This is a genomic window from Archangium sp. (genome assembly GCF_036389735.1).
Classification (GTDB): Bacteria; Myxococcota; Myxococcia; order Myxococcales; family Myxococcaceae; genus Archangium.
On sequence record NZ_DASVWK010000126.1, the window covers coordinates 1 to 13,289 of the forward strand.

Annotated in this window: 10 protein-coding genes and 1 pseudogene; 9 read left to right on the forward strand and 2 right to left on the reverse strand. The window is 69.9% G+C overall.

Features of this window, described 5'->3' with window-relative positions; genetic code table 11:
* Together VF794_RS04835 and VF794_RS04840 are read right to left on the reverse strand one after the other, a co-directional pair.
* Window positions 1-656, reverse strand: a pseudogene (locus VF794_RS04835) (hypothetical protein); the annotation flags it as partial.
* A 3-nt stretch (window positions 657-659) separates the two neighbouring features.
* Complete coding sequence (locus VF794_RS04840) at window positions 660-1,694, reverse strand: HEAT repeat domain-containing protein (protein WP_331107996.1); 1,035 nt, start codon at window positions 1,692-1,694, stop codon at window positions 660-662.
* A 154-nt stretch (window positions 1,695-1,848) separates the two neighbouring features.
* Between VF794_RS04840 and hemL the strand changes: the two genes are divergently transcribed.
* The 9 genes from hemL to VF794_RS04885 form a co-directional block, all read left to right on the forward strand.
* Window positions 1,849-3,144, forward strand: a complete 1,296-nt coding sequence (gene hemL, locus VF794_RS04845) for a glutamate-1-semialdehyde 2,1-aminomutase (RefSeq protein WP_331107997.1) — start codon at window positions 1,849-1,851, stop codon at window positions 3,142-3,144.
* Complete coding sequence (locus VF794_RS04850) at window positions 3,128-4,471, forward strand: serine/threonine-protein kinase (RefSeq protein ID WP_331107998.1); 1,344 nt, start codon at window positions 3,128-3,130, stop codon at window positions 4,469-4,471. Before hemL ends, VF794_RS04850 begins: the two co-directional genes overlap by 17 nt.
* Before the next feature lie 157 nt (window positions 4,472-4,628).
* Window positions 4,629-5,498: an STAS domain-containing protein gene (locus VF794_RS04855; protein WP_331107999.1), complete on the forward strand. Its 870-nt coding sequence runs from the start codon at window positions 4,629-4,631 to the stop codon at window positions 5,496-5,498.
* 9 nt (window positions 5,499-5,507) lie between these two features.
* The gene (locus tag VF794_RS04860) at window positions 5,508-5,900 is read left to right on the forward strand and encodes an STAS domain-containing protein (RefSeq protein ID WP_331108000.1); all 393 of its coding nucleotides are present in this window, start codon (window positions 5,508-5,510) and stop codon (window positions 5,898-5,900) included.
* Between the two features lie 4 nt (window positions 5,901-5,904).
* Window positions 5,905-6,285 carry an anti-sigma regulatory factor gene (locus VF794_RS04865; RefSeq protein WP_331108001.1) on the forward strand — a complete coding sequence of 127 codons (381 nt, stop codon included), beginning with the start codon at window positions 5,905-5,907 and terminating at the stop codon, window positions 6,283-6,285.
* Complete coding sequence (locus VF794_RS04870; RefSeq protein ID WP_331108002.1) at window positions 6,276-7,283, forward strand: ATP-binding SpoIIE family protein phosphatase; 1,008 nt, start codon at window positions 6,276-6,278, stop codon at window positions 7,281-7,283. The genes VF794_RS04865 and VF794_RS04870 overlap by 10 nt, the downstream gene beginning before the upstream one ends.
* Window positions 7,280-9,067, forward strand: a complete 1,788-nt coding sequence (locus VF794_RS04875; protein WP_331108003.1) for an ATP-binding protein — start codon at window positions 7,280-7,282, stop codon at window positions 9,065-9,067. The genes VF794_RS04870 and VF794_RS04875 overlap by 4 nt, the downstream gene beginning before the upstream one ends.
* Before the next feature lie 38 nt (window positions 9,068-9,105).
* On the forward strand, window positions 9,106-11,037 hold the full coding sequence (locus VF794_RS04880; protein ID WP_331108004.1) for a hybrid sensor histidine kinase/response regulator: 1,932 nt from the start codon (window positions 9,106-9,108) through the stop codon (window positions 11,035-11,037).
* A gap of 13 nt (window positions 11,038-11,050) precedes the next feature.
* A partial coding sequence (locus tag VF794_RS04885; protein ID WP_331108005.1) for a metallophosphoesterase occupies window positions 11,051-13,289 on the forward strand: 2,239 nt, incomplete at its 3' end.

Sequence of the window (13,289 nt, forward strand, 5' to 3'; positions counted from 1 at the left end):
GCCGCCTCGGCCGTCAGGTTGGCCACCACCGCCTCGCGCACCTCCGGCGCCGGGTCCTTCACCCACGCGTGGTAGGCGCCCTGCCGGGAGGCCCGCTTCGCCAGCACCTCGCTGGACGGCTCGTCCGAGCTCCGCAGCGAGCGCACCATCGCCGCCCGCCGCTTCGGGTCCGACTCGCGCCCGGTCTTCTCCAGCACCCGCTCCAGCACGCCCTTGTCCCCCGTCAGGTTGAAGCGCATCACCCACAGGGACGACAGCGCCTCCAGCACCTCCGGGTCCTGCTCCGCCTCCACCTTCGCCCACAGCTGCTCCGGCGGCAGCTTCTCCAGCAGGCCGCGCAGTTGCGCCATGACATGGCGGCGCCAGGCCGGTGAGCCCTTGCCCTGGCGGTACTCCTCCACCAGCGAGTCCAGCGCGCACGGCACCGGTCGCAGCAGCTCCTCGGGCGGAAGGCTCGCCTCCACCGGGGGGCGGGCCGGAGCCGACGTGTCGCCGCGCGTCCCGTCCGTGCTCGCGGTGTCCTGGGCCACCGGAGGGGGCCGCGGCTCACCGGAGGGCCCCTCCGTCCGGCCCAGGCGCCACAGCAGCACGCCCACCAGCACGGCGAGCAGCACCGCGGCCAGGCCCCACCACCGCTTCTCGAGTCCCTTGCTCATCGCCTATCCCTCGCAGCGGTGGTTGTGGGTGGGCTTGTTCAGGAAGACGTGGTCGAAGTCGACGTGCCCCGCGTCATACAGGGCCTTGAACTCGGCGTAGTCCCGCTGGAAGCGCGCGTCCTGCCGCGCGAAGTCCTTGAGCAGGGGCAGGGCCCGGGGGCCCGCGGCGCGCACCGCGAAACGGACGAGGGCCCAGCGCACGCACTCGCTCTTCTCCCGGGGGAAGGACGCGCGGAAGGCGTCGAGCACCGCCTGGGTGTCGCGCCCCGAGGACATCACCAGGGCGGCCATCTCCCGCACGTCGGGGTCGGGGTCCTCGGCCTGGAGCTTCGCCATCTGTTGGAGCGCGGGGCCCTCGATGCGGGCGTCCGGGTAGGTGCCCATCTCCAGGGCGAGGCCGCGCACGTCGGGCTCGGTGGAGTCGAGCGCCACCTCCAGCAGCTTGCTCATATAGGGCTCGAGGCGACCGGTGCGCTGGAAGTCGTTGTCCATCACCCGGCCGATGGTGCGCACGGTGCTCATCACCACGCCGGGGGCGAGCGTGTCCTTCTTGGCCAGGGTGGTGAGGCGCTCCAGCAGGGCGGGCTCGAAACGGGGCTGCGTCTCCAGGGCGATGACCGCGAGCGCCTGGTGGCCCGGGTCCGCGTGCGTCTCCGCCAGCGCGGTGAGCCGCTCCACCACCGCCGGGTCTCGCACGGCCTCCGTCTCGCGCACCGCGCCCAGGTAGAGCGACAGCTCGGGCTCCTGCGCCGTCCGCGCCCACTCCACCACCTGGAGCGCGGCGGCGGCATCCTTCCCAATCACCTCGGCGAGCCGCTCCTCTAGGAAGCGCAGCGCGGCCGGGTCCTTCCGGGCGAGGGCCTGGCGGATGGCGGCCCGCACGCCCTCGAGCCCATGAGGGGCCTCGCGCTCGAGGTAGCCCGCGTAGCAGGTGAGGGGGGTCAGGCGCGGCTCGGCGATGGGCCGCTCATCGGCGGAGGCGGAGGTCGCTCCGAGCGCGGCCAGCAACGTCGCGGTGAGGCGCGGGGGGGGTCTCATTCCAACCTCCGTGGGAGAGGGTCCGGCACCCCTCGAAAAAAGCAAGTAAAAACAGGAAATCCCGGCGCGATGTAGCCGAAGGCTTGGCGGGAATCAAGCAACTGGACGGTAGCGAACGGGTGACGGCACACGCCACGTGCTATGGAGCGCTTTCATGAACCACTCCCAGAGCAAGGCCCTGTTCTCCCGCGCGCAGGAGCGCATTCCGGGTGGGGTGAACTCCCCGGTGCGAGCCTTCCGTGGTGTTGGCGGTGAACCCGTCTTCTTCAAGGAGGGCGCGGGCGCGTGGCTGACGGACGTGGACGACAACCGCTACGTGGACCTCGTGGGGAGCTGGGGCCCGCTCATCCTGGGCCATGCCTACCCGCCCATCATCTCGGCCATCACCGAGGCGGCGCGCCGGGGCACCACCTTCGGGGCGCCCACGGACCTGGAGGTGCAGTTCGCCGAGCTCATCTGTGCCACGGTGCCCAGCGTGGAGAAGGTGCGGCTCGTCTCCAGCGGCACCGAGGCCACGGTGGCGGCCATCCGGCTGGCGCGCGGCTTCACGGGCAGGGACTACATCCTCAAGTTCGAGGGCTGCTTCCACGGCGCGGGCGACCCCTTCCTGGTGAAGGCGGGCAGCGGCGTGGAGACGCTCGGGCTGCCGGACTCGCCGGGCGTGCCCAAGGACGTGGCGGCGCTGACGCTGACGGCGCCGTACAATGACCTGGCGGCGGTGGAGAAGCTCTTCACCGAGCGGGCCAAGGACATCGCCTGCGCCATCATCGAGCCGGTGGTGGGCAACATGGGCGTGCTCATCCCCGAGGAGGGCTACCTGCAGAACCTCCAGGCGCTGTGCCGCGCGCACGGGGTGCTCTTCGTGGTGGACGAGGTGATGACGGGCTTCCGGCTGGCGCGCGGTGGCGCCTCCGAGGTGTACGGCCTGCGTCCGGACCTCACCACCTTCGGCAAGGTGGTGGGTGGCGGCATGCCGCTGGCGGCCTACGGCGGCCGGCGCGACATCATGTCGAAGATCGCCCCCGAGGGCCCCGTGTACCAGTCGGGCACGCTGTCGGGGAATCCGGTGGCGGTGGCGGCGGGCATCGCGAGCCTCCAGGCGCTGCGCGCCCCGGGGGTGTACGAGCGCCTGGACTTCGTCGGCCGCGAGGTGGAAGCGGGCCTGCGCGCGGAGGCGAAGGAGGCCAACATCCCCGTCACCATCAACCGCGTGGGCAGCATGTTCACCGTCTTCTTCACCGAGGGGCCGGTGTTCGACTACGCGAGCGCGAAGAAGGCGGACGCGGCGCGCTACGGCCGCTTCTTCCACCAGATGCTGGAGGAGGGCGTGTACCTGCCGCCGAGCCAGTTCGAGGCGGCCTTCCTGTCGTTGGCCATCAACGAGCCCGAGGTGGCGCATATCCTCCGGGCGGCTCGCAAGGCGTTCCGCTCGGTTGGCCACGGATCCTGAACCGGCGCCCGCGCGCCCGGGGCCCATCCCCTTCGGTCCCTATACCCTGGTGCGGCGCATCGGGTACGGGGGCATGGGAGAGGTGTTCCTGGCGCGCGAGGAGGAGCCGGGCCGCGCCTGCGTGGTGAAGAAGGTGCTGCCCACCCTGGCGGGCAACCCCCAGTTCCTCGCCCGCTTCCGGGACGAGGCGCGGGTGGTGCTGCGCCTGTCCCACCCCAACATCGCCCGCGTGTGGGACATGGGCGAGGTGGGCGGGGAGCTCTACCTCGCCATGGAGTACGTGGCGGGCAAGACGCTCAACCGGCTCGCCTGGCGGCTGCGGCTCCAGAAGCGGGTGCTGCCCGTGGGGCTGGCGCTCCTCATCGGCGAGCGCATGTGCCAGGGGCTGGCGTACGCGCACGACGTGACGGACGAGCGGGGCCTGCCGCTGCACCTGGTGCACAGGGACCTGTCGCCCGCCAACGTGTGCATCTCCTACGGCGGCGAGGTGAAGATCATCGACTTCGGCGCCTCGCAGTCCACGCTGAAGGAGGCGCAGACGGCGCCCAGCGTGGTGATGGGCAGCATCGCGTACATGTCGCCGGAGCAGGCCCGCAAGAAGCTCGTGGACCGGCGGGCCGACGTCTACGCCACGGGCGTGCTGCTGTGGGAGCTGCTCGCGTGGCACCCGCTGAAGCAGCAGGGCGATGTCGTCGAGCGCTGGCGCCGCGCGGCCTATCCCGCATGGGAGCCCCCGAGCCGCCACCGGGCGGAGCTGCATGCGGAGGTGGACGCGGTGGTGATGCGCGCCCTGGCCACCGAGCCCGAGGCGCGCTTCGTGGATGCCGCGGCGCTCGGGGCGGCGCTGCGCGAGCTGCGCGAGGTGCTCGCGCCCGACGTGGGAGACGCGGACCTGGCCCGGCTGATGGGCGAGGCCTTCGCGCGCGAGAAGGCGGTGGAGGACGGCGTGCTCGCGGAGCTGGTGCGCGGCAAGCCCACCCTGCTGCGTCCCCTGTCCGAGAAGGAGCTGCCGGCCTTCGCGCCTCCCACCGCCATGGCCTTCGAGCACCGGGCGCTCGACGCGCCTCCGGACTTCGTGCCCTCCGAGGAGGTGGAGCTGCTGGAGGAGCCCTCGTCGGTGGAAGCGGGTGGTGCCGAGCCCCGGCACACGCCCACCTCGCGCGAGGTGCGCGTGGCCTTCGACACGCTGGTGCGTGACGTGGAGGAGGGCGCGGAGGCGCAGGAGCCCGTGCCGGCCGCTGGCGCCTCGCGCGTGAGGTGGCTCGCCGCGGGGCTGTTCCTCCTCGCGCTCGGGGCGGGCTTCCTGGCGGTGTGGCTGCTGGGGTGAACCCACCCCCGTGCCGGCGTCCCCACGGGGGAATTTCATGCTCGGGTCACGGGCTATCACCTAGTGAACATCGCGATGTGACTTCGGGCTGACGGTAACTTTCGAGCCGACTGTGACGGAGTTGCCGTGTGTTACGGGGGCTCTCAGGAGGACTGTGTTGAACACCCGTATCCACGAGATTCTCAAGAAATACCCGTCCGAGCTGCTCGACGAGTGGCTCGTCGCCCTGAACGCCAGTGGAGTCCGGCGCGACGCGCTGATGAAGGAGGGCGAGCTGCGCGACCAGTGCGCCGAGTTCCTCCGGCTGCTGACGCGGGCCGTTGAGCAGGGCAACATCCACGATACCACCACCCCCGCGTATGCGTCCGTGCGGGAGCTGCTGGAGCGGCTGTCGCGCTCGCGCAGCCTCCAGGGCTTCTCCCCGGGGGAGACGGCCACCTTCATCTTCAGCCTCAAGCAGCCCTTGTTCGGCCGGCTGCGTGGCGAGTTCACGAAGGATGCGCAGGTGGTGGCCGATGAGCTGTGGGCCGCCACCGTGCTGCTGGACAAGCTGGGCCTCTACACCACCGAGGTCCACCAGCGCACGCGCGAGGAGGTCATCGTCCGCCAGCAGCAGGAGATGATGGAGCTGTCCACGCCCGTGGTGGCGCTGTGGGACCGCATCGTCGCCCTGCCGCTCATCGGCACGCTGGACAGCGGCCGTACCCAGACGGTGATGGAGACGCTGCTGCAGCGCATCGTCGAGACGGGCGCGGAGATCGCCATCATCGACATCACCGGCGTGCCCACCGTGGACACCCTCACCGCCCAGCACCTCATCAAGACGGTGACGGCCACCCGGCTGATGGGCGCCGAGTGCGTCATCAGCGGCATCCGTCCGCAGATCGCCCAGACCATCGTCCACCTGGGCGTGGACCTGTCCGACGTGGTGACCAAGTCCAGCCTGGCCAGCGCCTTCAGCTGGGCCCTCAAGCGGCTCAACCAGACGATCGGGACCGGCCCGCGCGCCGCCCCGACCAAGGGCTAGGTTCTATCCATGGAGCGAATTCCCATCCTCCGCATGGGGCAGGTGCTGCTGGTCACCATCCAGGTGGACATGCACGACCATCTCGCCATCACCCTGCAGGATGACCTGACCTCTCGGATCGTCGAGACCGGGGCCCGCGGCGTGCTCATCGACATCTCCTCGCTCGAGGTGGTGGACTCCTTCATCGGTCGCATCCTGGGCAACATCGCCACCATGTCGCGCGTGCTGGACGCGCGGACGGTGGTGGTGGGCATGCAGCCCGCGGTGGCCATCACCCTGGTGGAGCTGGGCTTGTCGCTGCCAGGGGTCCGTACCGCCCTCAATGTCGAGAAGGGCATGGCGCTGCTGAAGGCCTCCATCGCGGAAGAGTTCGGGGACGTGGATGGACGTGCTGAGGAGTGAAACCATGCCCATCCGTTCCGCGCAGGACCTGGTGCTCGTGCGCCAGGCGGTGCGAACATGGTCGGCCGAGCTCAAGTTCAGTCTGGTGGAGCAGACGAAGATGGTGACCGCCGCCAGCGAGCTGGCGCGCAACACCCTCGACTACGGCAAGGGCGGACACGTCGTCCTCCAGTTGGTCCAGGAGGGCATGCGCCGGGGACTGCGCCTGTCCTTCGAGGACCAGGGGCCGGGCATTCCGGACGTCGAGCTGGCGCTGCGCGATGGCTACACCTCGGGGGGCGGCATGGGGCTCGGGCTGGGGGGCGCTCGGCGGCTGGTGAATGACTTCGAGATCGTCACCAAGGTAGGTGAGGGGACCCGGATCACGGTGACGCGATGGAAATGAGCTCCACGGTGATGACCGTCACGGAGAGCAGCCAGGCCGGCTTCGCCCGCCGGACCGCGTCCGCCCTGGCGGCTCGCCTGGGGTTCAACGAGGAGGAGCAGGGCAAGGTGGCCCTGGTGGTGAGCGAGGCGGCCAAGAACCTGGTGGCCCATGCGCGCGAGGGACAACTCTTCCTGCGGTCGCTCTACTCCGGCCCCCACCGGGGCGTGGAGATGCTCGCCATCGACAAGGGGCCGGGCATGGCGGACGTGGACCGCTGCATGCGGGATGGCTACACCACCAGCGGCACCGGGGGCTCGGGGCTGGGGGCCATGCGGCGCCAGGCCCACCTCTTCGACATCCATTCCCTCCCCGGGGTGGGCACCGTGGTGCTCGCCCAACTGTGGTCCGGCAAACCGCCTCCGCCCTCCGAGATGCTGGTGGGCGTGGTGTGCGTCCCCAAGACCGGCGAGGACGTGTGCGGGGACTCGTGGGCGGTGGACCGCAAGGAAGGGCGCTGCTTCTTCCTCGTGGCCGATGGCCTGGGCCATGGACCGGACGCGGCGCGGGCCTCTCGTGCGGCGGTGGTGTCCTTCCTGGAGCAGGGCCCGCGTGAGCTGGTGGAGATGCTGCGCGGCATGGACCCGGAGCTGCGCAGCACCCGGGGAGCGGCGGTGTCCATCGCCGTCCTGGACGGGGCGCGGCTGCACTACGCCGGGGTGGGCAACATCTCCGCGGCCGTGGTGTCGCCGGGTGGCATCCAGCGGATGGTCTCCATGAATGGGACGCTGGGACACCAGACGCACCGCATGCAGCAGTTCAGCTATACGTGGAGCCCGGACAGCCTCCTGGTGATGTGCTCGGACGGGCTGTCCACCCAGTGGCGGGTGGACGGTTATCCCGGGCTGCTCTCCCGGCACCCCAGCGTGGTGGCGGCGGTGCTGTACCGCGACTTCGTCCGAGGCCGGGACGACGCGACGGTGCTGGTGGCGCGGGTCTCGGCGGGGAGCGCGTGGTGAGCGTCTCCCTCTTCCAGGCCGACCTGCGCACCGGACAGGACGTGGTGAACACCCGGCAGCGCGGCCGGCACATCGCCCAGGCCCTGGGCTTCGACGGCCACGAGCAGGTGCGCATCGCCACCGCCATCTCCGAGGTGGCGCGGCTCGCCGCCTCCGCCGCCAATGGGCATATCGAGTTCCTGCTGGAGGATGGCCCCGCCCCGACCCTGCTCGTGCGCGTGCGGGTCCCGACCTCGCTCAATGGGGGCTTCGTCTCGGGCAGTGCCCCGGACACGCTCCGCCCGGGCCCCGCGCTCGCCCCCGCGCAGCGGTTGATGGACCGGATGGAGCTGCGGCTGGACGGAGACGGCTGGCTCCTGCTGGAGATGACCCAACGCCTCCCGAATGGCCCGCCCGCGGCCCTGGTGGTGGGAGCGCTCCGGGACGAGCTGGAGCGGCAGCGGCGCTCCAGCGCCACGGACGAGCTCCAGCGGCAGAACGAGGAGCTGCTGCGCACGCTGGAGGAGCTCCAGGCGCGCAAGGCCGAGGTGGAGCGGCTCAACCGCGAGCTGGAGGAGACCAACCGCGGCGTGGTGGCCCTCTACGCCGAGCTGGAGGAGAAGGCCGAGGCGCTGCGCCGCGCCTCGGACATGAAGACGCGCTTCATCTCCAACGTCAGCCACGAGCTGCGCACGCCCATCAGCTCCATCCTCAACCTCTCGCGGCTGCTGCTGGACCACATCGACGGGCCGCTCAACGGCGAGCAGGAGAAGCAGGTTCTCTTCATCCGCAAGTCCGGCGAGGCCCTCCAGGAGCTCATCGACGACCTGCTGGACCTGGCGAAGATCGAGTCCGGCCGGGTGGAGGTGCAGCCCACGCGCTTCTCCGTGGCGGAGCTGTTCGGCGCGCTGCGAGGCATGCTCCGGCCCATCCGCGTACACGAGGGCGTGGCGCTCGTCTTCGACGAGCCCGAGGGACTGCCGGAGCTGCACACCGATGAGCGCAAGCTGTCGCAGATCCTGCGCAACCTCATCTCCAACGCGCTCAAGTTCACCCAGCGTGGCGAGGTGCGGGTCTCCGCGGCGCCCGGTGCCCGTGGCACGGTGGTCTTCTCCGTGCGGGACACCGGCGTGGGCATCGCCCCCGAGGACCAGGAGCGCATCTTCGAGGAGTTCGTCCAGGTGGAGGGCCCCCACCAGCAGGGCGTGAAGGGCACGGGGCTGGGACTGCCGCTGTCGCGACGGCTGGCGGAGCTGCTCGGCGGCTCGCTGGGCGTGGAGAGCCATCCGGGGGAGGGGAGCACCTTCCAGGCCGTGGTGGCGAGCGACTTCACGCAGCGTCAGGGCTCGCGTGGGGAAGAGGAGTCCGGTCCCCAGCCGTTGGAGCAGGACGCTTCCGATGCCCGCACGGTCCTCATCATCGACGACGACGAGGTTGCTCGCTACCTCCTCCAGCGAGTGCTGGCCGAGGCCTCGCTCCAGTTCCGTGAGGCCCCCTCGGCGGCCGAGGGGATGCGCATGGCGGGGGAGGTTCACCCCGCGGCCATCTTCCTGGACATGTCGCTGCCCGACATGGATGGCGCGGAAGTGCTGGAGGCGCTGCGGCGCCAGTCCGCCACCCGGAAGACCCCGGTCATCATCCACACCAGTCGCTCACTGACCGAGCAGGAGCGCGGGCGCCTCACCCCTCACGTGGTGGGGATCCTCCCGAAGAGCGGCCTCACCCGCGAGGCCGCGCTCGAGCTCATCCAACGGGCGCTCGCTGGCTCCGGACCCCGCTCCGGGGGAGCATCCATCATCAAGTGACTTTCGTCGTGACATCCTCACCGAGGGGATCGCTCGTGTTGTCTCGCAAGGAACCCATCCTCCTCAACATCAACGACAACGAGGCCAACCGCTACGCGCTTACCCGCATGCTGCGGGCGGCGGGCTTCCAGGTGGTGGAGGGCGGCACCGGAGCCGAGGCCTTGCGGCTGGCCAGCGAGGTGAAGCCGGACCTGGTCATCCTCGACGTGAAGCTGCCGGACCTCAACGGCATCGAGGTGTGCCGCCGGTTGAAGTCGGACCCTCTCACGGCGAGCGCCGTCGTGCTGCACCTGTCGGCCAACTACATCCGCACCGAGAACAAGGTGGAGGGGTTGGAGAGCGGCGCGGATGGGTACCTGACGCAGCCGGTGGAATCCTCGGAGCTGCTGGCCACGGTGCGCTCGCTGCTGCGCATGCGCCAGGCGGAGGAGGAGTCGCGCGCGGCGGCGCTCCAGTGGAAGGCGACCTTCGAATCGCTGGGCGACGGGGTGTGCCTGCTGGACCGGGAGGGGCGGGTGATGCGCGCCAACCGGGCCTTCCTGGCGCTGCTGGGCCGGCCCGAGGACAAGGTGCTGGGGTACCCGTTCGAGGAGCTGATGCGGGCCGCCTCGGGCGGCGAGGCCGAGCTGCCCCCGAGCTGTGGCTCGGTGCTGAGCTGCCGGGAGGAGACGGAGGTGGGCCTGGGGGCCCGCTGGTACCGCGTGGCGGCCAACCCGGTGGAGGGCGCCGGGGGCGTGGTGACGGGGGCGGTGCGCATCCTCACCGACATCACCGGCCGGCGGGAGCTGGAGGACGCGCTGCGGCAGCGGGCGGCGGACCTGGCCGAGGCGGATCGTCGCAAGGACGAGTTCCTGGCGATGCTGGCGCACGAGCTGCGCAACCCCCTGGCGGCCATCGTCAACGCGCTGCACCTGGTGGAGTCCACGAAGTCCGAGGCGGATGGGATGGCCTCCAAGGCGCTCCAGGTGATGATGCGGCAGAGCCAGCACATGGCTCGCATGGTGGATGACCTGCTGGACGTGTCGCGCTTCAACCGGGGCCACATCGAGCTGCGGCGGGCGCTGGTGGACCTGCGGCAGGTGGTGCAGCAGAGCGTGGACGCGCGGCGGCGGGCCATCCAGGACAAGGGGTTGCAGCTGGAGGTGTCGCTCCCCCCGGGCTCCGGCGGTCTGTGGATGAACGGGGATGCCACGCGGCTGGAGCAGGTGGTGTCCAACCTGCTGGACAACGCGACGAAGTACACGGAGTCCGGAGGCCACGTCTTCGTCGGGGTGATGGTGGAGGGCAAGGGCCCGGAGCGCCAGGCGGTGCTGCGCGTGCGGGACACGGGCATCGGCATGGGCCCGGAGTTGATGGCGCGGGTGTTCGAGCTTTTCGTGCAGGCCGAGCAGCAGCTGGACCGGTCCCGGGGCGGCCTGGGCATCGGGCTGACGCTGGTGCGGCGGTTGGTGGAGCTGCACGGTGGGAAGGTGTTGGTGCACAGCGAGGGCGAGGGGCGGGGCAGTGAGATGACGGTGCGCCTGCCGCTGGAGGCGGAGCAGGTGGTACCTCTTCCGGTGCCCGAGGCGAAGCCGCCGGTCTCCGAGGAGTCGGGCCCGCGGCGGGTGCTGCTGGTGGAGGACAACGACGACACGCGCGAGGTGTTGCGCGATCTGCTGGAGATGTGGGGGCACCAGGTGGAGGTGGCGGAGAACGGCATCAAGGGCGTGCAGCTCTTCCCGGTGCTGCGGCCGCACGTCGCGCTGGTGGACCTGGGGTTGCCGGGGATGGACGGCTTCCAGGTGGCCCGGAAGATCCGCGAGAGCGAGGGCGGCCAGGACGTCTTCCTGGTGGCGCTGACGGGCTACAGCGGGGAGCACCGGACGCAGGCGATGGAGGCGGGCTTCAACCTCCACATCGTCAAGCCGGTGAACGTGGAAGAGCTGGAGCGGCTCCTGGAGCATCTGCCGGAGCGTCGCGCCGCCGTGTAGGCAAGGAGAGGCCGTGAAACAGCTCTTCGTCGTGATGCCGTTCGGGCTCAAGCCCTACACGTCCACCCACGCGCCCGCCACTTCCACGACCATCGACTTCGATGAGATCTACCGAGGGATCATCCAGCCCGCCGCGCAGCAGGCTGGGGTGATGCCCTTGCGCGCGGACGAGCTGCTCACCAACGGCCGCGTCTCCGAGCAGGTACTCCAACAGCTGCTGTTGTCGGAACTCGCGCTCGTGGACGTCAGCACTCCGAACCCGAACGTCTACTATGAGCTTGGCATCCGCCAGTCCGTCTCGGCGGGCCCCACCCTGCTCACGGCCATCCAGGGTTCAGGGCTGCCCTTCGACATCCGGGACCTGAGGGTTCTCAAGTATGCGTGGCCGCAAGGGCCGCAGGACCGCTTCGTCGAAAAACTCGCGCGCGCGATCCGGGACGCTGAAGCCGCTTCAAAGAACCCCATCCGGAGCTACTTGGAGGCCGTCCACCTCACCACCAACCCCAAGGTGGACGACGTGGCCTTCGAGCGGGACCTCCACGGTCGGCTCGAACGAGCCACCACGACTCGCCAGCTCCTCGCCTTGTGGGGCTGGGCGAAGTCCAACTCCAAACTTCCAGCTTTCTGGCTCCTCGCCCTGGGCCGCCAGCTCTTCACCGCCGATCAGCGCGAGATGGCCGTGGAGGCCGTCCAGCGCGCCGTGGAGGAGAAGCCCGACGACTACGAGGTGCATCGCCAACTCGGCTGGTATCTCCGCAAGCTCCCCAGGCCCAGGAATGCCCAGGCGATGAGGGCCCTGAGACGGGCCATCGAACTCAATCCCTCGGACCCCGAGGCCCTGGCCCTGCTGGGGGGACTGCTCAAGCGCGGGCGGCGTTTCGCCCTGGCCCTGGGTTGCTACGAGCGAGCGCTTCAGCTCTCCCCGCGGGACCCCTATCTGCAAATCAATTGTGCCTCCCTCCGCATCCTGGCCTCTCCTACCCGGCCGGAACAGGGGCAGGCGCTCTATCGCGAGGTGCTCGATACCCCCGCCTTGTCCGAGCCTGCTCACGCGGACGAATGGCAGCGCTTCAACCGCGCGGAAGTGCACTTCGCCTTGCAGCGGCATGAGGAGGCCCGCGAGCTGTACCTCGCGGCCGCGCGGGAGGCTCGGAAGCAGACCACCTGCGAGTCCGCCATCGAGCAGCTCGAGCTCTTCGAGCGTGTCGGCTTCGAATCGGTACGGTCCGCCGAGCTCACGCGGGCACTGCGTGCCGTGGTCACGCAGCGATTCGCCGGCCCCAGGTCAGCGGCCATTCTCAAGCCCACCTCGCCGCAAGTCGCAGGCAACAGGCTGCCCATCCTCTTGCATCTGTCGGACGTCCATTTCGGCACGCGGAAGGACGTGGACATGCACCGCTTCTCCGCGAGCGCGGACTCCTACACGCTGGTGGATCATCTGGCCCGGGAGTTCGATGCGAAAAAGGGACACTTCCCGCACCACGAGGATCGCCTGCACCTCGTCATCTCGGGGGACCTGACGTACACCGGCACCGAGTCCGAATTCGATCGGGTGCTCGAATTCCTCACGGAACTCTGTCAGAGGCTGCGGATTCCCAAGCAGCGCGTCCATCTCACCCCCGGCAACCACGACATCAGTTGGGCGGCCTGTGCCGATAATCCGGCGAAGCGCTTCGACAACTACGTCGCGCTCCTGGAGGAATTCTACGGGCGCGAGCTATTCCCGCAGCGCTACCCGCACGTCAAGCGTAAGACCTTTGGCAAGCAGGTCCACCCCGAGCCCTACCAGCTCGTCGGTTTCCATGTCGATCCAGACTCGGGACTGGCCATCACGACCCTGAACTCGTGTGTCTACGAGGATCAGCAGGAGCACTTCGGCTACATCGGGAAGCGCCAGATGGACTTCGTGGCGGACTGGCTGGCGCAGTCTCCCGCGGCGGAGAGCCTGGTGCGAGTGGCCGTTCTCCACCATCACCTGCACCCCTTCCCCGAGCCTCTGGAGCCCAAGAAGGGCAGCGAGGTCCAGCTGGACATGTCGACGATTCGGGACGCGGGGTTCGTCGAGCAGCGGTTGGAGCAGCTCCGCTTCGATGTCGTGCTCCACGGTCACAAGCACAAGCCCCAGCTGCGAGAGACCCTCATCCGAACGACGGGCAGCACTGGCCCGTCGGCCTCGAAGCTCATCGTCTGTGGCGCCGGGAGCACCGGCGTCAGCCGGGCCGAACTCGAGCACGCCGAGGGCAACCACTACC